The sequence below is a fragment of the Kitasatospora sp. NPDC001603 genome, from assembly GCF_040298365.1.
In the GTDB taxonomy this organism is placed as follows: Bacteria; Actinomycetota; Actinomycetes; order Streptomycetales; family Streptomycetaceae; genus Kitasatospora.
On the sequence record NZ_JBEPAA010000017.1, the window covers coordinates 20,293 to 40,283 of the forward strand.

A 19,991-nucleotide genomic window follows, 5' to 3' on the forward strand; every position below is an offset into this window, starting at 1 on the left:
ATCTCACACTCCCCGCACGTTGGCTGCCGTCAGGTAGAGGATCGTCTTCAGCTCGAAGCTCGTCAGACGAGGGTGCTTGCCGAGGATGAGCGCGCTCAGTCCGGTGACGTGCGGCGCCGCGAAGCTGTTGCCGGTGTTGCGGGTGGTGCTGCCGTTCGGCCCGGCGACCTGCACCGCCTGCCCCCGGGCGAAGAACTCCACCGGCGGGTCCGGGTTGTAGAGCACGAGGTCCGAGTCGTCCTCGGCGTGGCTGCCGACCGAGATCACCGAGGAGAACCGCCAGGGGAAGCTCTCGATCCGGGAGTTGTGCGCCGAGGCAACGATCACCGAGCGGTTGAAGTAGGCGTCGTCGGCCATCTCCCGCAGCACCTGGCTGAACTGCGGGCGCGAGGTCGACAGGCTCAGGTTGATCACGTCGAAGCGCTGCTCGATGGCCCAGCTCAGCCCGGCGAGCAGGGCGGCCCCCGTGCCGCCGCCGTTCTCGCCGAGGATCCGGACGCTGTGCAGTTCGCAGCCGGGGGCCACCCGCCGGACGATGCTGGCGCAGGCCGTGCCGTGGCCGCAGGTGTCCATCGGCTCCACCCGCTCCACCGTCAGGCCGCCGTCGCGCCCGACCACGGCGTGCGAGGCGACCACCTCGCCGACCAGCGGATGGCCCGCCTCGACTCCGCTGTCGACGACGCAGACCCGGACGCCGCTGCCGTCCGCGCCGCCGTACGCCCAGTCGGGCGTGACGGGCACGGTCTCGGAGGCGGCGACGGGGATGTCGGCGGGGCGGCGGTCGAGCAGGTTCCAGGTCAGCGCGGTGGCCCGGTCGGCGGTGTTGGCCCGGTCGGCGCTACCGGTCCGGTCGGTGACGGTGCCGGTCCGGCCGGTGGCGGCGGTCCGGCCGGCGGTGCCCGGGGCGGAACCGGTCTCGGTGGCGGTCATCGGCCGCTCCCCCCTTCCGCCGGCCCGTCCGCCCCGCCCGGCCCGCGGTCCTGCTCCCGGCCGGGTTCCCGGGCCAGGCCGAGCTCCTCCGCCAGCAGCCCGGTCCGGGCCGCGCCGACCAGGTGCCCCTTCGCCTCGAAGCGGCGCCGCGCGGCCAGCAGCGCCGCCCGGGCCTGCTTCGGCCGGCCGACCAGGGCACGGGTGTACGCGAGGTCGAGGCATGCGGTCGCCTGGTCGGCCGGCGAGTCGGTGCGGTGGGCGAGCAGCACGGCCCGCCGGGCCAGCGCGAGGGCCTGCGGATGCTCGCCGCCGAGCGCCCGGATCCTGGCCTGGACGCCGTACCGGTTGGCCTGCACCACCGGGTGCGCGTCGGCGACCGTCAGGTCCTCCACCAGCTCGGCGGCCCGGCGCCACTGCCCCGCCGCGAGCTGGGCGCGGGCCAGTTCGAGCGCGGTGGTGCGGACCAGGCCGCCCGCGTTGAGGGCCCGGGCCGCGTCCAGCGCCTCGCGCAGGGCCGCCTGCGCCTGCTCCGGCCGGTCCGCCAGCGCGGCGAGCGTGCCGTCGAGCAGCGGCCCGAACACCGCGCCCTCGCCGTAGGCGAGCGCCGCCATCGCGCGCCGGACGTCGGCCAGGCACTCGGCGGTCCGGTCGGCCCGGCCCTGGAGGGCGTGCAGCACGGTGAGCGGGAACCCGAGCGTGACCTGCACGGCCAGCCGGTCGGCGCCGTGCGTGGCCAGCAGGTCCTCGCACCGGGCCGCGGCGGACGGTGCCGGCTCCGGGCCGTGCCAGAGCGAGAGCCCCGTCGCGCCCAGGGTGTTGGCGAGCTCCCGGTCGGCCGCCGCGGCGAGCGAGTGGGTGAGGGCGTGGCCGAGCGCCGCCACCGCCTCGCCGTGCTGCCCGCGCCGCTGGCAGGACCCGGCGAGCACCAGGCGGCTCCGGGCCATCCCGAGTTCGTCGCCGCAGGCCCGGAAGACCGTCAGGCCGTCGACGGCCGCCCGTTCCAGCGCGGCGTCGTCGTGTTCGCACGCGGCGAGGTGCAGCCGAGCGTGGGCGGCCGTTCCCGCCGCGCCGTGCTCGCCGGCCTCCGCCACGGCGCGGACCAGCACCTCGCGCGCCTCGTCGGAGCGGCCGAGTGCCAGCAGCACCTCGCCCAGCCGTTGCAGCACCTCGGGCCGGCCCTGGTCGCCCGGGTCGGCGAGGTCGGCGGCCCGCTGGAGGAGGGTGAGCGCCCACGGCAGGTCGACCCGGCCGAGCGCGCCGACGCCGGCCCGGGCCAGGTGGCGCAGCGCCCGCCGGCGCAGCAGCGGATTGCGCTCGGTGCGGCGGCCGACCGCGCTGCGGTACCGGTAGGCCTGCTCCAGATGGGTGCCGACCAGCGCGTCCGGGCGCCCGGCGCGCAGCAGGTACTCGGCGTAGCGCTCGTGGAGTTCGCCGCGCCGGACCTTGGTGAGCCCCTCATAGGCGACCCGCTGGGTCACACCGTTGACGAAGCAGTAGGCGGCGCCGGCACCGAACGGCCGGCGCATCGGCTTCACCAGGCCGCGCCGGGTCAGGGTGCGCAGCACCGCCGTGCTCACGGCCGGCAGCCCGGGCTCGCCGGCCAGGGCGCCGAGGTCCTCGGCGTCGAACTCGCGTCCCACCACCGAGGCCTGGCGCAGCACGGTCCGGTCCGCCTCGTCCAGCCGGTCGATCCGGGCGGCGAGCAGCGCGTGCAGGTTGGGCGGCAGGCCCTCGGTGCCGCCCGCCTCCTCGACCGTCGCGGCGAGCTGTTCCAGGTAGAGCGGGTTGCCGTCGGCCTGGGCCACGATCTGCTCGGTGGCCGCCGGGCTGTGCAGGGCGAGGTCGACCAGGTGGGCGGCGAGGACGGCGGAGTCCGCCGGGGAGAGGCCGGTGACGGTCACCGTGGTCGAGTTCGCCCGGCCCGTTCCCCAGCCGGGGCAGGAGTCCATCAGCTCGGGGCGGGCCAGGCAGAGCACCAGGATGGGCAGCCGGCGCAGGTCCTCGACCAGCCGGTCGAGCAGGGCGAGGAAGGGCTGGTCCGCCCAGTGCAGGTCGTCGACGACGAGCAGCATCGGGTGGTCGCCGGTGCGCACCGTGAGCACGTGGGCGACCGCGGCGCAGGTGTCGTCCTCGGAGGGGGCCGGGGTGCCGTCCAGCAGCAGCCCGGTGCGCAGCAGGGCCAGCGCGGCGGCGGTGGCCGAGCCGTCGAGCGCGTGCCGCCCGGCCTCCTCGGCCAGCGGGGCGACGCACTCGGCGAGCGCGTGCAGCGAGCCGCCGGTGCCGGCCGCCCGGCAGCGGCCGGTGCCGACCGCCTCCGCGGCGGGGGCCGAGCGGCGCAGCCATTCGTCGACCAGGCGGGTCTTCCCGATGCCCGCCTCCCCGAGCAGGGTGAGGACGTGGACGTCGCTCTCCTCGGCCACCCGCCGCCAGGCCAGGTCGAGTTCGCTGAGGTAGCGTTCGCGGCCGACGAAGGGCACGTCGGAGCGGGGCGCGCGCTCGGGCTCGGAGAGGCCCAGCAGGCGGCCGGCCTCGATCGGCCCGGCCACGCCCTTCAGCTCGACCGGGCCGACCTCGGCGACGGTCAGCCCGGAACCACAGGCCCGCCAGGTCTGCGCGCTGAGCAGGATCTCGCCGGGGCCGGCGGCCTGCTCCAGCCGGGCGGCGACGTTGACCACCTCGCCGGAGACCAGCGCCTGCCGCCTGGCCGGATCGGCCGTGGTGACCACCTCACCGGTGTGCACGCCGATCCTGACTCCGAGCCGGACCCGGTGGTCGCGCTCCAGCTGGGTGTTGAGGCCGTCGAGGGCGGTCAGCATGTCCGCCGCCGTCTCCAGCGCCCGGCGCGCGTCGTCCTCCTGCGTCGCGGTGAGGCCGAAGACGGCCATCACGGCGTCGCCGATGAACTTCTCCACGATCCCGCCACGGGAATCGATCTGACGTTCCATCAATTCGTAGTAGCGCAGCAGGATCGACCGGAGCACCTCGACGTCGAGCTTGCCGGACAGCTCGGTCGATCCGACGAGGTCGCAGAACAGCACGGTGACGACCCGGCGTTCCTCGGCCGCCGGGGTCGGGGGGGTGACCGGGGTGCCGCACCGGGCGCAGAATCGCGCGTCCGCGGGGAGTTCCGTGGCGCAGGACGGGCAGCTCATCGGTGGGGCCCTCCGGTCAGTACGCCGTCATGTTGCCTATGCACCAGGGGGCTTCGCCGTCGTCCACGTCCGCGGAGTGCAGGACGACCTCCGGTTCGTCGTCGGCCGGCGCGGCGCCCGGGAGGGTGTCGGGCAGGTCCGACAGGTCGTCGAGCAGGGCGTCCGAGAGGTCGGGGGGCAGGTCGGCGGGGGTCGGCTCGGGCACGTCGATCAGCCCTCTTCCATGACGTCGAGGTCAGGCGTTCTGGTCGTCGCCATGAGCCTAGGAGCGGCCAGTTGGGGTTCGGTTTACGTCCGGTATGCCCCCGTCGGCGCCCCGGCCGCCCCACCCGGGCCGGACGGTGGATGCCCCGACCGTCCGGCCCGGCCGGAAGCTGCCCGTCAACCTGTCGCATACCGGCGGCAAACCACGGCTGCCTAGCCTCGCGCTGTCAGGGCCCGCCGACGGCGGCCGTTTCCCGCCGACCCCAGGGAGAGCAATGATCGGCACCCGGCTGGACGAGGTGGACGCGCCCCGCCTGATCAGGAGCGACCGCGGCTGGTGGTTCATCGGCAACCGGACGTGGACCCTGCTCAAACCGGAGCACGTCGCGGCCGACGGCCGGGTGCGGCCGGACATCGACGAGTTCCTGCGCGACGCGGGCGCGTACCGGGAGCGCACCGCGAAGTCCTTCGCGCTGACGGTGCTGACCAGCACGGCCTGCAACCTCGGCTGCGGCTACTGCTTCCAGAACACCGGCCAGGACCCGAAGGGCGGCCACCGCCCGCCCCGGATCAACCTGCGCCGGCTGAACACCCGGACCATCGACCGGATCGTGGACTTCACCGCCGAGCGGATGGCGCAGGCCGGCCTGGACCGGCTCTACCTGCTGCTGTTCGGCGGCGAGCCGCTGCTCAACCCGCGCGGCTGCGTGGAGTTGCTGGAGCGCTGCACGCCCCTGGGGCTCGCCACCGCCGCCATGACCACCAACGGCGTGCTGCTGACCGGGCGGCGGGCCGTCCAGCTCGGCGCCGCCGGGCTGCGCGCGGTGCAGATCACCTTCGACGGCAGCCGGGAGGACCACGACGCGACCCGGGTCACGCACGCCGGCGGGGGCACCTTCGACACCATCGTCGCCAACGTGGCGGCGGCCACCGAGGCCACCCGGCTCTCCTGGAACTTCCGGGTGAACGTCTCCCACCACAACGTGGACCGGATCGGCGCGCTCTTCGGCCAGCTCGACGGCAAGGTCGACCCGAGCCGGTGCACGTTCACCTACGCCTGGGTCGGCGACTCCGGGATCGGGTACCGCAACGACCTCGCGCGGGCCCGGCAGGTGGAGGACCGCTTCGTCGAGTGGGCGGTCGAGGCGCTCGAACGCGGCTACCGCTTCGCCAAGCCGAGCATGCGGACCACCTGCCAGATCTGCTCCGAACCCGGCGGCCGCGAGGGCGCCGTGATCAACGCCGACGGCACCCTGTTCAGCAGCTGGCAGTCGGCCGGCAAGCCGGGCTTCGAGGTCGGACACGTCGACCACGGCTACCTGGAGACCGGCTCGGTGGCCGACCGCTGGGTGACCTGCGGCTACGAGTACGAGCAGGCCGACACCGAGGTCATGACGCGCTTCCAGGACAACGTCGACGCGCGGATCCTCGACCACCTGCACGCCACCGGCCGGCTGTAGCCGGGGAGGGGGCGGCCATGCTGGCTGGCGTGCTGCGCACCAACCGCGACTTCCGGCGGTCCTTCCTCGCCGACCTCACGTCGAACCTGGGCTCGGCGATGTCGACGATCGCCTACCCGCTGCTGGTGCTGAGCCTGGGCGGCAACGCGGCGCAGGCCGGGGCGGTCGCCACCGTCGCCCTGGTCACCAGGCTCGGCTTCCGCCTCCCGGCGGGCGGTCTGGTGGACCGGTGGAACCGGCGCCGGGTCATGCTGACGACCGACCTGGTGCGTCTGGTGGCGGTGGCCACCATCCCGCTGGTCGCCCTCTGGGGCTCCCCGTCCTACGCCCAACTGCTGCTGGTGGCCGCGGTGGAGGGCATCGCCACCGCGATGTTCGGGCCCGCCAACACCGTGCTCACCCGGGACGTCGTCGCCAAGGAGGACCTCGCCGACGCGCTGGGCATGGGCCAGGCCCTCCAGGCCGCCGTCAGCCTGGCCGGGCCGGCGCTGGGCGGCGTCCTCTACGCCGCCGACCGGATGCTGCCGTTCGCCGTGGACGCGCTCTCCTACGCCGTGTCGGCCGCCCTGATCTGGCGGATCACCGTCCGCCCCACGGCCGCGGAGCCCCGCGCCGAGGACCGCGGGCTGACGGCGGGCATCCGCTGGCTGGTCCGCCGGCGCGAGCTGTTCGTCATCCTGGTGTACGCGGCCGCCATCAATCTGGTCGCGGCCGCCATCGATGTGATCGTCATCCTGGAGCTGCGGGCGAACGGGGCCTCCGGCTGGGTGATCGGACCCGTGCTGTCCTGCGCGGGCGTCGGCGGGATCGTCGGCTCCCTGCTGGCGCCGTGGTTCGTCAAGCGGCTGAGCGTGCCGACCATCCTGCTCGGCATCGGGGTGGGCTGGACGGCGGTGCTGGCGGTGTTCACGCTGACCTTCGCGCCCGGGGTGGTCGCCGCCCTGCTGACGCTGCTGATGATGCTCTCGCCGGCCGCCGGCGTGGTGGTCGGGCACGCCCTGTTCGGGCAGACCCCCCGGCACCTGATCGGCCGGGTCAGCGCCGCCACCGGCCTGCTGCTCAGCGGCCTGGCCGCGCTGGGCCCGGTCGCGGCCGGCGCGCTGCTGCAGGGCCTCGGCGGGGCGGGCACCTGGGCGGTGATGGCGGTGCTGACGGCGGCGGTCACCGCGGGCGGCTGGATTCCGCTGCGGACCACCCAACGGCTCGCCGCCGGGCCGGCGGCCGACGGGGACGCTCAGCCGGCGCCCGGGCCACCGGCCACCCCGGACCTCGACGCGCAGGCCGGACCGGCCCCGGGCACCCGGGCGGCTCCGGCCCCGGAGGCGGACCCGGAGCAGCCGGCGGAACCCGCCGTCGTCGCGCACGCGGCGCCGCCCGCCCCCGGCCGCGCCCCCGCGCCCGGCACCGGACCCACCGCCGCACCAGCTGGCGCCGACCCCGGGAGGAGCTCGGATGACTGACGGCCCGCCGCCGCCCGACCCGTACCGCTGGCTGGAGGACGCCGACGACCCGGCCGTCCAGGAGTGGACGGAGAAGCAGGACGCCCGCTACCGCGCCGCCGCCGACGGCTGGCGGGCGCGCGCGAGTGCCGAGGCCCGGCTCACCGAGCTGTCCGAACGCCTCGGTGCCCGCTCCGCCCCCCGCCCGGCCGGCGCGCGGCTGTTCCTCACCCGCTCGCTCCCCGGCGCCGAACACCCCGAGCTGGTCGTCGTCGAACCCTCCGGCGCCGTCCGGGTCCTGGTGGATCCGGCGCTGCTCGACCCGACCGGCGGCACCACCCTGGAGGAGTGGGAGCCGTCCTGGGACGGCCGCCGGCTCGCCTACCAGGTGGCGTCCGGCGGCACCGAGAACGCCGCCCTCTTCGTCCTGGACGTCGACACCGGCCGCGTCCTGGACGGCCCGATCGACCGGGTCCGCCGCAGCACCGTCGCCTGGCTGCCCGACGCCGACGGCTTCTACTACGTCCGCCGGCTGCACCCCGCGCTCCACCCGGGCGAGGGCCAGTACCACCGACGGGTCCAGCTGCACCTGATCGGCACCGACCCCGAGCAGGACGCGGTGGTCTTCGGCACCGGCCGGGCGAAGACCCAGCACTACACCGTGCGGACCAGCGCGGACGGCCGCTGGCTGGTCGTCGGCGCCGCCGCCGGCGCGGTGCCCCGCCGGGACCTCTGGATCGCCGACCTGACCGAGGACCGGCCGGACCGGCCCCGGCTGCGCCCGCTCCAGGAGGGCCTCGACGCGCGGTCCCAGCCGCACCTGCGCCCCGGCACCGCGCCGGACGGCCGCTGCTGGCTCACCACCGACCTGCACGCGCCCCGGGGCCGGGTCGTGGTCACCACCCCGGGCGCTCCCACGCCGGACACCTGGACCGAACTGATCCCGGAGGACCCGCAGGCCGTCCTGGAGGACTTCGCGATCCTCGACGGTCCCGATCCGGACCGCCCGCTCGCCCTGGTGGTCCGCACCCGGCACGCCGTCGGCGAGGTCACCCTGCACGACCTGGCCGACGGCCGGCCGCTCGGCCCGGTGCCCGTCCCCCCGCTGGGCACCGTCGGCAAGGTCCGGGTCGCCGCCACCGACGCCCACCGGGCCTGGTTCGTCCACACCGACTTCGCCACTCCCCCGGCCGTGCTCTGCTACGACACCCGCACCGGTGCGGTGACGCCCTGGCCCGTCCCCGGGGCCGCCGTGGCCGAGCCCGCCGACGACCCGGCCGACGGCCTCGAAACCCGCCGACTCGCCTTCACCTCCCGGGACGGCACCACCGTCCGGATGTTCCTGCTCGCCCGGCGCGGCGGCCCGGACCGCCCCCGGCCGGCGATCCTCACCGGCTACGGCGGCTTCGGACAGTCGCTGACGCCCGGGTACGCGCCGGAGGCACTCGCCTGGGTCCGGGCCGGCGGGGTCTACGCCGTCGCCAACGTGCGCGGTGGCGGCGAGGAGGGCGAGCAGTGGCACCGCGACGGGATGCTCGACCGGAAGCAGAACACCTTCGACGACTTCCACGCCGCCGCCGACCACCTGGTGGCGACCGGCTGGACCACCCCCGGACAGCTCGGCATCTGGGGCGCCTCCAACGGCGGCCTGCTGGTGGGCGCCGCCCTGACCCAGCGGCCCGCGAGCTTCGGGGCGGTGGTCTGCATGGCCCCCCTGCTCGACATGGCGCGCTACGAACTCTCCGGCCTCGGGCCGAGCTGGACGGGCGAGTACGGCACGGCCGCCGATCCGGCGCAGCTCGCCCGGCTGCTCTCCTACTCCCCGTACCACCACGTCCGCGCCGGCACCCGCTACCCCGCCGTCCTGTTCGCCGTCTTCGACGGCGACAGCCGGGTGGACCCGCTGCACGCCCGCAAGATGACGGCCGCCCTCCAGGCCGCGACCGGCAGCGGGCAGCCGGTCCTGTTCCGTCTGGAACGCGGCGCGGGCCACGGCGCCCGCGCCGCCTCCCGCCGCACCGCGCTCTTCGCCGACCTCCTCGCCTTCTTCGCCGACCGCCTCGGCCTTCCGGCGGGCTTCTGACCCGGGGGCCGCAGCGCGGCTCACCCCGGGCGTCACTCCCGCGACGACGGACCCGTCCGCGGCAGCAGGAGCTTCGCCCCGGCCGGCTACGGGACCGACCCGCGCGGGACCACCACCGGCGGCCACGACGACACGACCGCGCGTACGGTCGCCGTCCGCGAGGGCGAGGAGTCCGACGAGCCCGCTCTCGGGGCGGTGTTCCGGCGGATCATCGCCGACGACCGGGCCGGCGGCCGGCGTGTGCCGGAGCGCGGTGGCTGGCCGGGCGCGCCCACCGGGCCGGCCCCCGACGGGTCCGTCGGGGGCCGGGCAGGGCGGGCGGAGCGGGGTCAGGGGCCGGCAGCAGGGTGAGCAGGTCAGCAGGTCAGCAGGTCAGCAGGTCAGCAGGTGAACTTGATCAGCCGGAACGTCGCGTAGTGGTCGCCGGTGTAGTAGTCCTCCCGGTACGCCTGGCCGGTGACGATGCGGCGGGCGCCGCGGGTGGGCGAGCCGGGGGTCACCACGGTGTACTCGTGGTAGTAGCCGGTGGACCTGCTCGGCAGGACGCGCTCGCGGTTCTGGAAGACGACGCCGTCCTGGGAGTACGGGAACGGGCCGTTGCTCGCGATGAGGTCGAGGGTGTGGTCGGCCTCGGCCGGCAGCGCGGAGAGGCACACCGAGCCGCTCACGGTGGCGTGGGCCTCGGTGGCGGTCACGGCGGGGGCGAGGGTCAGCAGGGCGACGACGGTGACGGCGGCGGCGCGCGTCTTCCACGCGCGTAGAGTGCGGGTCATGACAACAGTGTGACCAGGCACGGAGCGGCACCGGAAGGCCTGATCCAACTCTTCACCTGGGGGTAAGTCGCCGGACGGACGGGCGACTTGAACCGTACTCGGGCGGCCGGACACCCGGCGCACGGACGCCCGCGCGCCGAACGCGCGCCCGGGCCGTCCGGACAGCTCCGAACGGCCCGGTCGGCCCGGTCGGCCCCGACCAGCCCCGTCAGCCCCATCCGGTCGGTCAGCCCCGGGCCCCGCGCCCGCCCGCCGCGGCCCCCTCCCGGAGCAGCGCGGCCAGCGACTCGGCGTACGGCGACGGCCGCCGGCCCCGGGCGACGGCGATCCCGAAGTGCCGGGCGGGGCGGGGCGCCACCACCGGCACCACCCGGGTGCCGGACAGCGCCGGGTCGAGCGCGACGGACGGGACCAGCGAGACGCCGACCCCGGCCGCGACCAGGGTGCGGGCGAAGAAGTAGTCGGTCGTGGAACCCGCCACCCGCAGTTCGAAGCCGGCCACGGCCGCGTACCGGCGCAGGAAGGTCTCGGTCTTCAGGCAGCCCAGCACCCAGCGTTCCTCGGCGAGTTCGGCGAGGTCCAGGGCCTCGCGGCCGGCCAGCCGGTGCCCGTCGGGCAGCACCACCGAGAACGGATCGTCCATCAGCGGGGTCCAGTCCAGGCCGGAGCGGTCTCCGGGGAGCACCGGCAGGGGGCCGTCGAAGTGGTAGGCGAGCGCGAGGTCGGCCACCCCCTCGCGCACCATCGGCAGGCTGTCCTCGGGCTCCCGTTCCAGGATGCGCAGTTCGACCTCCGGGTGGTCGGCGGCGAACCGGGTCAGCGCCGCCGGCAGGAGGTGCCGCCCGCCGCTGGTGAAGGTGGCGAGGGTGAGCCGGGGCCGGGCCGCGCCCAGCCGGCCGATCTGCTCCTGCGCGTGGCGCAGTTCGGCGGCGACCGCGGCGGCCGCCTCCACCAGCAGCTGCCCGGCCTCGGTGAGCCGCACACCCCGGGTGGAACGCTCCACGACCGCCGTGCCCAGGCCCCGCTCCAGCGCGGCGACCTGCTGGGACACCGCGGACGGCGTGAGGCGCAGGGCGGTGGCCGCCCGGTTGAAGCTCCCGTGCTCGGCGACCGCCCGCAGCACGCCGAGCCTCCGTACGTCGATCATCGCGCTCCCTCGGTCGACAGTTCTGCTGATGACTCGTTCAGCAGGTCGGTAGTTCCGCTGATGACGGTACGGCAGCAGAGTGGGGGCATGCGAAACGTCTGCGTCATCGGCGGAAGCCGGTACTTCGGCCTGCACCTGGTCACCCTGCTGCGGGACTCCGGTACCCGCGTCACCCTCGTCAACCGCGGCTCGACCCCGCCGCCGCCCGGGGTCGACCACGTCCGCGCCGACCGGTCCGACGAGACCGGGCTGGCCGCCGCACTCGGCGGCCGCGACTTCGACGCGGTGATCGACCAGGTGCTCTACACCCCCGTCCAGGCGGCCGTCGCCCGCCGGGTGTTCGCCGGCCGTACCGGCCGGTACGTGATGACCTCGACGATGGAGGTGTACGACCCGGCCACCTCGCCCCTGGTGCGCACCACCGAGGGTGTTCCGGTGCCCGAGTCCGCCGTCGACCCGCTCCGGGCCGTCCCGTCGGAGCTGCCGTGGCACGATCCGGCGGCGCTCGCCCGGCGCACCGACGAGGCGACCGGGTACGCCGAGGGGAAGCGGCAGGCCGAGGCGGTGCTCGCGCAGGATCCGCCGTTCTCCTGGGCGAGCGTGCGCAGCGCCCACGTCCTGGGCGGCGGGGCGCGGGACTTCACCGGCCGGCTGGCGCACTACACGGAGCTGATCGCGGCCGGGCGGCCGGTCGCGGTGCACGCGAGGCCGCGGCCCACGTCCTTCGTCCACCACGAGGAGATCGCCGCCGCGCTGGTGCGGTCGGCGGCCTCCGACGACGCCGGTCCGGTGAACGCGTGCTCGCCGGACGCGCTCGACGTGGTCCGGCTCTGCGAGCTGATCGCCGACCGGCTGGGGACCACCGCCCGCTACCGGGTGACGGCCGGCGAGGACGCCTCGCCGTTCTCCTTCGACCGCTGGTACCCGATGGACGACCGGCGCGCCGTCGCGCTCGGCCTGCGGTTCTCCCCGCTGGCCGACTGGCTGCCGGACGCCGTGGCGGAGGCCGCCGCCCTCTCCCCGCGGGAGGCGTGACGTGCGACAGCGCACCATCGGCGCCGCGGCCGTCGGCGCGATCGGACTGGGCGCGATGCCGCTCTCCGTCGAGGGCCGCCCGGACGAGGCCTCCGCCCTGGCCACCCTGCACAGCGCGCTCGACGCCGGGGTCACCCTGATCGACACCGCCGACTCCTACCACTGGCACGCCGGCGAACTCGGCCACAACGAACGGCTGGTGGCCCGCGCGCTGGCGAGCCGGACCGCCGCCGACCGCGCCGCCGTGCTGGTCGCCACCAAGGGCGGGCGCGGCCGGCCCGGTGACGGCTCCTGGACGGTCGACAGCCGCCCGGACCGGCTGCGGCAGGCCTGCGAGGGCTCGCTGCGGCGCCTGGGCGTGGCGGCGATCGACCTCTACCAGCTGCACAAGCCCGACCCCCGGGTGCCGTGGGCCGAGTCGGTGGGCGCCCTGCGCGACCTGCTGGATGCCGGGAAGATCCGGGCCGCGGGGATCTCCAACGTCGACGAGGGGCAGATCCTGGTCGCGCGGGACATCCTGGGCGCCGGCCTGGTCTCGGTCCAGAACCGCTACTCCCCCGCCGTCCGCTCCGCCGAGCCGGAGCTGCGGCTCTGCGAGCGCCTGGGGCTGGCCTTCCTGCCGTGGAGTCCGCTCGGCGGGCTGTCGCGCAGTGTCCTCGACGGCCCCGACGACGTCGCCGTCACGTCCGGCGCGTTCCACCGGATCGCCGCCGAGCGGGGCGTCTCGCCCCAGCGGATCGGCCTGGCCTGGCTGCTCGCGCTGTCCCCCGCCGTCGTCCCGATCCCGGGCGCCCGCCGGTCCGCCAGCATCCTCGACTCCGCCGCGGCCGCCGACCTCACCCTCACCCCGGCCGAACTCACCGAACTCTCCGAACTCGGCTCACCCGCCGCACCGTTCGGCCCGGCGCAGCCCGGGCCCACCGGGTGAGGCGCCGGCCGTCGAAACGGCGGAGGGCCGGGGCACGCAGTCGCTGCGCGCCCCGGCCCTCCGCCGGCACTGCCCGGATCAGCCGTAGATCGTGAACACCGAGTCGCTCTGCCCACCGTAGGCGTTGCTCAGGGCGAAGACGTGGCTGCTCGGACGGAAGATCCCGAAGGTCGTCCGGCCCCGGCCCAGCCAGTCGCCGACCACCGGAAGGTCACCCTTGACGCCGTAGGCGGCGGTGGAGACGCTGCCGTCGTCGTGCCGCAGGATGAACAGGTTCGGGTCGCCCTCGTTCCGCCCGGGGCGGAAGACGCCGAACTGGGCGTGGTGCACGCCGTCCCAGTCACCCACCACCGGGAGGTCGCCCTGGTCGCCGAAGCGCATGGTGGAGACGCTGCCGTTGTCGTGGCGCACCGCGAGGGTGCTGGTGCTCGGACGGAAGATGGCCAGCTGGTCGTGGTTGTCGCGGTCCCAGGCACCGACGACCGGGAGGTCGCCCGGCTCCCCGAACTGGACCGTGGAGACGGACTTGTCGGAGTGCTGCAGGGCGAAGGTGCCGGTGCTCGGACGGTAGATGCCGGACTGGCACTGGCAGGTGTTGTCCCAGGCGCCGACCACCGGAACATCCCCCGGGTCCCCGAGGCTCCAGACCAGGTTCGCCTGGCCGGAGGCCTTCTGGTAGGAGAGCGCCCAACGGCCCTTGTCGAAGAGCCCGACGTGGCTGGTGGGGCCGCCGAAGTAGCCGGCGAACGGCACGCCGGCCTGCGGACCGGCGACGTACAGCTGGGTCCCGGTGCTGCCGGTCCGGCCGTGGTCGTCGACGACGGTCTCGGTGACGGTGTACGTGCCGGCCACGCCGTAGTCGTGGATGACACCGCTCGGCGGGGTCGGTCCCTCGCTGACGGCCGGGGCCGTGCCGTCACCGAAGTCGATGACGTAGCGGGCCACCGGCCAGGGGCTGACGGTCCGGTCCGTGACGGTGACCCGGGCGACGGTGCGATCGGGCTGGTACACCCCGAAGGACGGGCGGAGCTCGCCCACCGGGGCCAGCTTCACCGTCCCGGTGGAGGTGCGGACCAGGCCGGTCTCGCTGGTCGCGGTGAGCGTCAGCGTGTAACTGCCGCCGGCCGGGTAGTCGTGGTCGACGGTGATGTTGCCCGAGGTCACCGGGACCGGCGCGGTGCCGTCACCGAAGTCCAGGGTGGCGCCGACCGGTGCCCAGCCGGGGGTGTACCAGACCGTGGCCCGGGCGTTCAGCGGGTGCCCGGTGGTCGAGTAGGGCAGCGCCGACACCATGACGCTCATGGTGTCCTGCAGTTCCACGGCGCCGCGGTCCTGGTAGCCGTTGCCGGTACCGGTGTTGGCGATCTTCGGGTGGTCGGCGCGCGGGTCGCCGTAGAGGTCGGTGTCCAGGGCGCCGGGCGCCGAGGCGTCGGCGGCGTCCGTCAGACCCTCGACCGCGATCGGCCGGTAGTCCGAGGTCGACTGGGAGAAGCCCGGGTCGGCCCCGTTGTCGTGGGCGCCCTGGCCGGTGGCCCGGAAGGCCGCCGCCGTGGCGTAGGAGGTGCCGCCCCACGCGTAGGCGGCCGCGCCCGGCGCGGGCTGGACGCTGTTGTAGTCGACCTTGGTGCCCTGGGTCGAGCCCGCCGACACCGTCAGCGCGACCGAGGAGACCGGTACGCCGCCGCACCAGTCCGCCGGGCGCTTCGCCAGCACGTTGTTCTCGACGGTCGCGCCGGAGGAGTTGCCCGCGAACTCGATGTCGCTCAGGCAGTTACGGCCGAAGGTGTTGCCGACCACGACGGTGCCGGGGGCGTCGGTGACCAGCACGCCCCGGCCGTCCGTCTCGGTCACCAGGTTGGTGGTGAGGACGGTGCCCGTCACCCCGGCCTCGACCGCCACGCCGATCGGGCCGGCCGAGGCGATCTGGCTGCGGCTCACCGTGACGCCGGCGCTGTGGCCGGTGATCCGGACGGCCGGGCCCGGCTGGGCCGCGCCGCCGCTTCCCGCGCCCACGATGGTGCGGTCCAGGACGATCCGCTCGGAGTCCTTGACGAGCACGCCCTCCTGCGGGGCCGTGATCTGCAGGCCCGTCACGGTGACGTCGTGCACGCCCGAGATGAGGAAGCCGTAGCCGGGGACGTCGGGCCCGTCCTGCTGACCGACCTCGACGCCCGTCGCCGGGACCCTGTAGGGAATGTCGGCCTTGAAGACGATCGGCTTGCCGGGCAGGCCCGAGCGCCTGACCGTGATCATGCCCTGGTAGGTGCGGTTCGGGGCGATCTGGACGGTCTGCCCCGGCTGGGCCGCGTCCGCGGCGGCCTGGATGCCGCAGTACGGCTGGGCCTGGGTGCCGGCCCCGGCGTCCGAGCAGTGCGCGGTGGTGCTGTTGTCCACGTAGAGCACGGCGGTCTCGGCCTGCGCGACCGAAGGCAGCGCGGTTCCCGCGCCGGCCGAGCAGGCGACGGCGATGGCTATGCCAACGCGACGGTGGAACGACAAAGTTGATCCCCCTGGTGTGACGTTCTGGTGGCGCGCCGGTCCAGGGGACGCCGAGAGACCCAGGGCGTCCCTCCTGCGCGGCGATCAGTATCCACGACGTCGCCGCAGCTCCGCACCCCGGTATCGGAGCTGCGGCGGCGGGCCCCGGGCCGGGGGGTCAGGACAGGTCGTCGGCCGGGGTCTTCTCGGGCTGGACGGCGCAGACCGCGTTGACGCCGCCCGGGCCGAACAGCAGGGATCCGCCGACCAGGGTGCCCACCACGCCGCGGCAGACGGCGGCCTCCTGGGGCGTCTTCGGGCCTTCGGCGGCCGCCGGGTGGGCGGCCAGCAGCGGAGCGGCGAGCAGCAGGACGGCACCGGCCGCGCGGGCGGCGTGGCGGAGCGGCTTCGGCATCGGGCTGAGCGGGAGCATGGGTCGGCCTTTCGGATGGGCGGGGGACGAGCCATCGCGGATCGGCGATGGACGAGCCATCCCTATCGGACCGGCCGTGCGCGGCGCCGGACTCTGCGCCGTCCGTGGGCGTGTCAGCCCGTGCCCGTCCGCTCAGCGCTCGTCCGGGTAGCCCCACTCGACGGCCGGGCGGGCGTGCGGCGCGACCTTCCCGACGGCCTCGGTGACGGCGCGCTCGAACGCCGGCCGCCAGGCGTAGAAGCGGGTGATGACCAGCGGGTACTCGCTCTCGCCCGAGACGATGAACTCCCCGTCCAGCTCGCCCACGCCGATCCCCACCTCGTCGTCGATCCGCTCGTCCCGCAGCACGGCGGCGAGGGCGTGCACCACCTCCCACGCCTGCTCCCGGCCGGTGAGGCCGTCGACGAAGAGGGCGAGTTCTATGTTGACCGACACGGAGGGAATGGTATCCGGGCCGCCCCCGCCGACCGGCGGCGGGCGGGTCAGCGGGGGCCGAAGGACGCCCCGGGTGAGGCCAGCACCCTGGCGGCGCAGCGGTGGCCGCGCGCGGTGGCCTCGCGCAGGCCGACCTCGGCCAGGAAGCCGGCCAGGAAGCCCGCGGCGAACGCGTCGCCGGCGCCGGTGAGGTCGCGGACCTCGCCGACCGGCGGGACGGGCACCGCGAAGGGGGCCCGCCCGGGCGCGTCCACGGTGGTCGCCGCCGCACCGGCCTTGGTGACCACCGTGGTGCCCGCCAGCCGGGCCCGCTCCGGGCCGGGCCGGCCCTCCACCAGGAGCCCGAGGAAAGCGGCCTCCTCCTGGTTGGCGAACAGCAGGGTGGGCGTCAACTCGGCGGCCAGGGCGAGGAAGCGCTCCCGGCCGAAGCCGGCGAGCATGCCGGTCGAGGAGGCGTCGAGCGAGGTGGTGCCGCCCGCCCGGCGCACCCGCCGCAGGGCGTCGGCCGCCGCGCTCCCGACCGGCTCCCCGTCGAAGGAGTAGGCGGGCACGTGCAGGTGGGTCAGACCGGCGAGCCACTCGTCCGGCACGGTGTCCAGCAGGGTGGCCGCGCCCCGGTCGGGGAGCATCGTCCGCTCCCCGGCGTCGTCGACGAGGACGACGATGCTGCCCGTCTGCCCCCGCCTGACGACCCGTACGTCGACGCCGTGGCCCGTCAGTTCGGCGACCAGAGCGTCCCCCGCCGGGTCGTCGCCGACACAGCCGAGGAACCGTGCGGGCCACCGCCCGGCGGCGAATCCCGCGACGTTCGCCGCGCTGCCGCCGCGCCGCCGGAAGACCCTGGCCGTGGAGTCGGTGCCGTGCCGCAGCGGCCCGTCGACCCAGACGACGACGTCCTCGACGAGGTCGCCGAGTACCCCGAGTACCTCGATCACCGGCGCTACTCCCCGCCCCGCAGCGCCGCCAGTGCGGTGGCGATCCGGCCGCCGAGGCGGACGTTGCCCCGGTAGACCGCGACGTTGACGTCCAGGCTGCGGCCCTGCGTGTCGCGCTGGATGAAGTCGAGCAGGAACGGCGTCGAGGCGTTGCCGGTGATGCCCCGGCGCTCGGCCTCGGCCCAGGCCCTGGTCAGCAGCGCGTCGAGCTCCCGGGGCGGCAGCTGCTCGGCCGGGTCCACCGGGTTGGCGATCAGCACGGCCTGGGGCAGCTCCAGCCCGTCCCGGGCCGCGATGATCCGCGCGGCCTCCTCCGGGGAGTCCACCCGGTAGGCGATCTCGTGCCCGGAGTCGGTGACGTAGAAGCCGGGGTACCGGCGCGTCCGGTAGCCGATGACGGGGATGTTGAGCGTCTCGAAGCGCTCCAGGGTGGCCCGGATGTCCAGGATCGACTTCACGCCCGCGCTGATCACGGTGACGGGCGTGGCGGCCAGCGTGGTGAGGTCGGCGGACTCGTCGAAGCTCTCGGCCGCGCCGAAGTGCACGCCGCCCAGCCCGCCGGTGGAGAAGACCCGGATCCCCGCCCGGTGGGCGAGGAAGGCGGTGGCCGCGACGGTCGTCCCGCCGTGCCGGCCCAGCGCGGCGACCACCGGCAGGTCGCGCAGGCTCGCCTTGTCCAGGTCGTCCGACTCGGACAGTTCCTTGATCTGGTCCGTGCCGAGTCCCACGGTGGGCACCCCGGCGAAGACGCCGATCGTCGCCGGGACGACCCCGGCGGCTCGCAACCGCTCCTCCGCCTCCAGCGCGACCTCCAGGTTGCGGGGCCGCGGAAGGCCGTGCGTGAAGATGGTCGACTCCAGGGCGACGACGGGCGCGCCGTCGGCGACGGCCCGGGCGACGTCGTCGGAGATCCGGATGGGCAGTCCGCTCATGGGAGGCACGAACTCTCTCTGGGGTGCCACCACGCCGTGGCAGTTCCGGTCAGCCTAGGGACGGTTCGCATCGGGATCCAGAAGGAGTACCGGGCCTTCCCATAGGGTTTCGACTATGGGATTCACCTTGCGTCAGCTCGAAGTCTTCCTCGCGGTCGCCGACGGTCTGCACTTCGGCCGCGCCGCCGAGCGCCTGCACATCTCGCAGCCGACGGTCAGTCAGGAGGTCGCCCGGCTGGAGCGGGCGGTCGGCGTCGAGCTCTTCGACCGCAGCCGCCGGGCCGTCGCCCTCACCCCGGCGGGCGAGGTGATGGCCGACGAGAGCGCCCGGCTCCTCGGCCAGGCCGCCGCCCTGCTCGCCCGCGTCCGGCTGCACGAGGAGGCGCGGACGGGCACCGCCCGGATCGTCGCCTCCCCCAGCGTGATGAACCGGCTGCTGCCCGCCGTGGTCAGCCGGGCCGAGCGCGAACTACCCGCGCTGGACACCGCGGAGCTCGCCGTCGACACCGGCCGCGTCTCCTCGACGCTGGCCGCCGAGCTGGCAGACATCGGCCTGGGCCGCTTCCTGGACGAGGTGCCCGGCTACCGGCGGGAGGCCCTCGCCGACGAGCCCGTCCGGGTCGCGCTGGGCCGCGACCACCCGCTGGCCGGGCGCGACGCCGTCCGGCTGTCCGAGCTGCGGGACCTCCCGCTGCTGCTCTGGCCCCGCGAGCAGCACCCGCGCTACTACGACCACGTCCTCGGACTCTGCTCCGAGCACGGCGTGGAGCCGCCGGTCCTGGTGAGCCCGCCGCGCATCGTCGGCTCACGGCTCTACCTGCTCTCCCAGAACCGGGCGTTCTCGCTCGTCCCCCGCTCGATGACCGGTCACCTCACCGAGGAGGTGGTCACCGTCCCGCTCGCCGGCCGGGCCACCCTGCCGCTGGAGATGCAGTGGCGGCTCGACGACGGCCGGCCCCGGCTGGCGGCGCTGCGCGAGCTGATCCGCCAGGAGGCGGGCACGCTCCAGGGCGACTGACCACCAAGGCGGCTGAGCTCCGGGACAACTGACCTCCAGGGCGGCTGACTACCAGGACGGCTGAGCTCCAGGACGGCGGATGCGAGCCGCCGGCCGCCGCTCGCGCCACCGTCGCGCCAGCGCACGCGCCACCGCGTGCGCCACGGCGGGCCGGGTACGGGGGAGGCGCGTGCCGAATCGTTCGCCACCAGGGAGGGGAAACCGGCCAGAACCGGCCGGGTGGCCGGAATGTTGCACCCATGTGAACCGGTTCCGCAGACTCTCGCACCATGCCGCCCACCGCACCGCCCTGACCTGTACCGCTCTGGTGCACGGGGTCCGAGCCCTGGCCGCGGCCATCGAACACCTCGACCGCCGGGCCATCGCCCTGCTGCTCGGGCTGGTCCACCCGGTCACCGCCCGGCTGACCGCCCGGCTGCGCCGCGTGGTGGCCGCCAACTGCGGCGACGCGCTGAACCGGCACCTCCCCTGCCGCGACCGGGAGCCCGTCCAGGACCGGTGGACCGAGGGCGCGCCCGGGCGCCGGGACGCCGGCTGACCGCCCGGGACCGGGGCCACCCGCCGGCGGGGCGGGGCGGGCAGGCGCGAACCGACCGTCAGGTGAGGCCC

17 protein-coding genes are annotated in these 19,991 nt (G+C 75.4%); 7 read left to right on the forward strand and 10 right to left on the reverse strand.

Annotation, left to right across the window (positions count from 1 at the left end; translation table 11 throughout):
- Positions 1-3: 3 nt before the first annotated feature.
- Genes ABT263_RS13755 through ABT263_RS13765 form a run of 3 tightly spaced genes read right to left on the reverse strand, consistent with a single transcriptional unit; the run spans position 4 to position 4,287 of the window.
- Positions 4-930 (reverse strand): S8 family peptidase, encoded by a 927-nt coding sequence (locus tag ABT263_RS13755; RefSeq protein ID WP_352290691.1) that lies wholly within the window; start codon positions 928-930, stop codon positions 4-6.
- A complete protein-coding gene (locus ABT263_RS13760; protein ID WP_352290692.1) occupies positions 927-4,082 on the reverse strand; it encodes an adenylate/guanylate cyclase domain-containing protein in 3,156 nt (1,051 codons plus the stop codon). Before ABT263_RS13760 ends, ABT263_RS13755 begins: the two co-directional genes overlap by 4 nt.
- Before the next feature lie 16 nt (positions 4,083-4,098).
- Positions 4,099-4,287, reverse strand: a complete 189-nt coding sequence (locus tag ABT263_RS13765; RefSeq protein WP_352290693.1) for a hypothetical protein — start codon at positions 4,285-4,287, stop codon at positions 4,099-4,101.
- 274 nt (positions 4,288-4,561) lie between these two features.
- Here ABT263_RS13765 and ABT263_RS13770 point away from each other — a divergent pair, with 274 nt between their 5' ends.
- From ABT263_RS13770 to ABT263_RS13780, 3 genes are read left to right on the forward strand one after another with little or no spacing between them, the layout of a single operon-like run.
- Positions 4,562-5,746 carry a radical SAM protein gene (locus ABT263_RS13770; RefSeq protein ID WP_352290694.1) on the forward strand — a complete coding sequence of 395 codons (1,185 nt, stop codon included), beginning with the start codon at positions 4,562-4,564 and terminating at the stop codon, positions 5,744-5,746.
- A 17-nt stretch (positions 5,747-5,763) separates the two neighbouring features.
- Complete coding sequence (locus ABT263_RS13775; RefSeq protein ID WP_352290695.1) at positions 5,764-7,206, forward strand: MFS transporter; 1,443 nt, start codon at positions 5,764-5,766, stop codon at positions 7,204-7,206.
- Complete coding sequence (locus ABT263_RS13780; protein WP_352290696.1) at positions 7,199-9,268, forward strand: prolyl oligopeptidase family serine peptidase; 2,070 nt, start codon at positions 7,199-7,201, stop codon at positions 9,266-9,268. The genes ABT263_RS13775 and ABT263_RS13780 overlap by 8 nt, the downstream gene beginning before the upstream one ends.
- A gap of 380 nt (positions 9,269-9,648) precedes the next feature.
- On the opposite strand, the gene ABT263_RS13785 is transcribed toward ABT263_RS13780, so the two are convergent.
- Positions 9,649-10,041 carry a guanyl-specific ribonuclease gene (locus ABT263_RS13785; protein WP_329491448.1) on the reverse strand — a complete coding sequence of 131 codons (393 nt, stop codon included), beginning with the start codon at positions 10,039-10,041 and terminating at the stop codon, positions 9,649-9,651.
- A gap of 226 nt (positions 10,042-10,267) precedes the next feature.
- The gene (locus ABT263_RS13790; RefSeq protein ID WP_352290697.1) at positions 10,268-11,188 is read right to left on the reverse strand and encodes a LysR family transcriptional regulator; all 921 of its coding nucleotides are present in this window, start codon (positions 11,186-11,188) and stop codon (positions 10,268-10,270) included.
- A gap of 87 nt (positions 11,189-11,275) precedes the next feature.
- Here ABT263_RS13790 and ABT263_RS13795 point away from each other — a divergent pair, with 87 nt between their 5' ends.
- Both ABT263_RS13795 and ABT263_RS13800 read left to right on the forward strand, forming a co-directional pair.
- Positions 11,276-12,223, forward strand: coding sequence for an NAD-dependent epimerase/dehydratase family protein (locus tag ABT263_RS13795; RefSeq protein ID WP_352290698.1), 948 nt, complete (start codon positions 11,276-11,278; stop codon positions 12,221-12,223).
- 1 nt (position 12,224) lies between these two features.
- Entirely contained in the window at positions 12,225-13,151 is a 927-nt protein-coding gene (locus ABT263_RS13800) for an aldo/keto reductase (RefSeq protein ID WP_352290699.1), read from the forward strand.
- 78 nt (positions 13,152-13,229) lie between these two features.
- Here the strand turns inward: ABT263_RS13800 and ABT263_RS13805 are convergent, their stop codons facing one another.
- From ABT263_RS13805 to ABT263_RS13825, 5 genes are all read right to left on the reverse strand, one after another.
- Positions 13,230-15,650 (reverse strand): PKD domain-containing protein, encoded by a 2,421-nt coding sequence (locus tag ABT263_RS13805; RefSeq protein WP_352290700.1) that lies wholly within the window; start codon positions 15,648-15,650, stop codon positions 13,230-13,232.
- 157 nt (positions 15,651-15,807) lie between these two features.
- Complete coding sequence (locus ABT263_RS13810) at positions 15,808-16,044, reverse strand: hypothetical protein (RefSeq protein ID WP_352290701.1); 237 nt, start codon at positions 16,042-16,044, stop codon at positions 15,808-15,810.
- Positions 16,045-16,194: 150 nt separating this feature from the next.
- A complete protein-coding gene (locus ABT263_RS13815) occupies positions 16,195-16,497 on the reverse strand; it encodes a hypothetical protein (protein WP_352290702.1) in 303 nt (100 codons plus the stop codon).
- A gap of 47 nt (positions 16,498-16,544) precedes the next feature.
- Positions 16,545-17,432, reverse strand: a complete 888-nt coding sequence (locus ABT263_RS13820) for a carbohydrate kinase family protein (protein ID WP_352290703.1) — start codon at positions 17,430-17,432, stop codon at positions 16,545-16,547.
- 5 nt (positions 17,433-17,437) lie between these two features.
- Complete coding sequence (locus ABT263_RS13825) at positions 17,438-18,364, reverse strand: pseudouridine-5'-phosphate glycosidase (RefSeq protein WP_352290704.1); 927 nt, start codon at positions 18,362-18,364, stop codon at positions 17,438-17,440.
- A gap of 115 nt (positions 18,365-18,479) precedes the next feature.
- On the opposite strand from ABT263_RS13825, the gene ABT263_RS13830 reads away from it, so the two are divergent.
- Together ABT263_RS13830 and ABT263_RS13835 are read left to right on the forward strand one after the other, a co-directional pair.
- Positions 18,480-19,382: a LysR family transcriptional regulator gene (locus ABT263_RS13830; RefSeq protein ID WP_352290705.1), complete on the forward strand. Its 903-nt coding sequence runs from the start codon at positions 18,480-18,482 to the stop codon at positions 19,380-19,382.
- Positions 19,383-19,623: 241 nt separating this feature from the next.
- A complete protein-coding gene (locus tag ABT263_RS13835; RefSeq protein WP_352290706.1) occupies positions 19,624-19,920 on the forward strand; it encodes a hypothetical protein in 297 nt (98 codons plus the stop codon).
- Positions 19,921-19,991: the final 71 nt, after the last annotated feature.

Excerpts from the sequence above, each read along its gene's own strand:
- ABT263_RS13795 (WP_352290698.1), top strand. The coding sequence starts at position 11,276 with ATGCGAAACGTCTGCGTCATCGGCGGAAGCCGGTACTTCGGCCTGCAC.
- ABT263_RS13760 (WP_352290692.1), bottom strand. The coding sequence starts at position 4,082 with ATGAGCTGCCCGTCCTGCGCCACGGAACTCCCCGCGGACGCGCGATTC.
- ABT263_RS13810 (WP_352290701.1), bottom strand. The coding sequence starts at position 16,044 with ATGCCGAAGCCGCTCCGCCACGCCGCCCGCGCGGCCGGTGCCGTCCTG.
- ABT263_RS13770 (WP_352290694.1), top strand. The coding sequence starts at position 4,562 with ATGATCGGCACCCGGCTGGACGAGGTGGACGCGCCCCGCCTGATCAGG.
- ABT263_RS13790 (WP_352290697.1), bottom strand. The coding sequence starts at position 11,188 with ATGATCGACGTACGGAGGCTCGGCGTGCTGCGGGCGGTCGCCGAGCAC.
- ABT263_RS13755 (WP_352290691.1), bottom strand. The coding sequence starts at position 930 with ATGACCGCCACCGAGACCGGTTCCGCCCCGGGCACCGCCGGCCGGACC.
- ABT263_RS13825 (WP_352290704.1), bottom strand. The coding sequence starts at position 18,364 with ATGAGCGGACTGCCCATCCGGATCTCCGACGACGTCGCCCGGGCCGTC.
- ABT263_RS13785 (WP_329491448.1), bottom strand. The coding sequence starts at position 10,041 with ATGACCCGCACTCTACGCGCGTGGAAGACGCGCGCCGCCGCCGTCACC.
- ABT263_RS13775 (WP_352290695.1), top strand. The coding sequence starts at position 5,764 with ATGCTGGCTGGCGTGCTGCGCACCAACCGCGACTTCCGGCGGTCCTTC.
- ABT263_RS13830 (WP_352290705.1), top strand. The coding sequence starts at position 18,480 with ATGGGATTCACCTTGCGTCAGCTCGAAGTCTTCCTCGCGGTCGCCGAC.
- ABT263_RS13780 (WP_352290696.1), top strand. The coding sequence starts at position 7,199 with ATGACTGACGGCCCGCCGCCGCCCGACCCGTACCGCTGGCTGGAGGAC.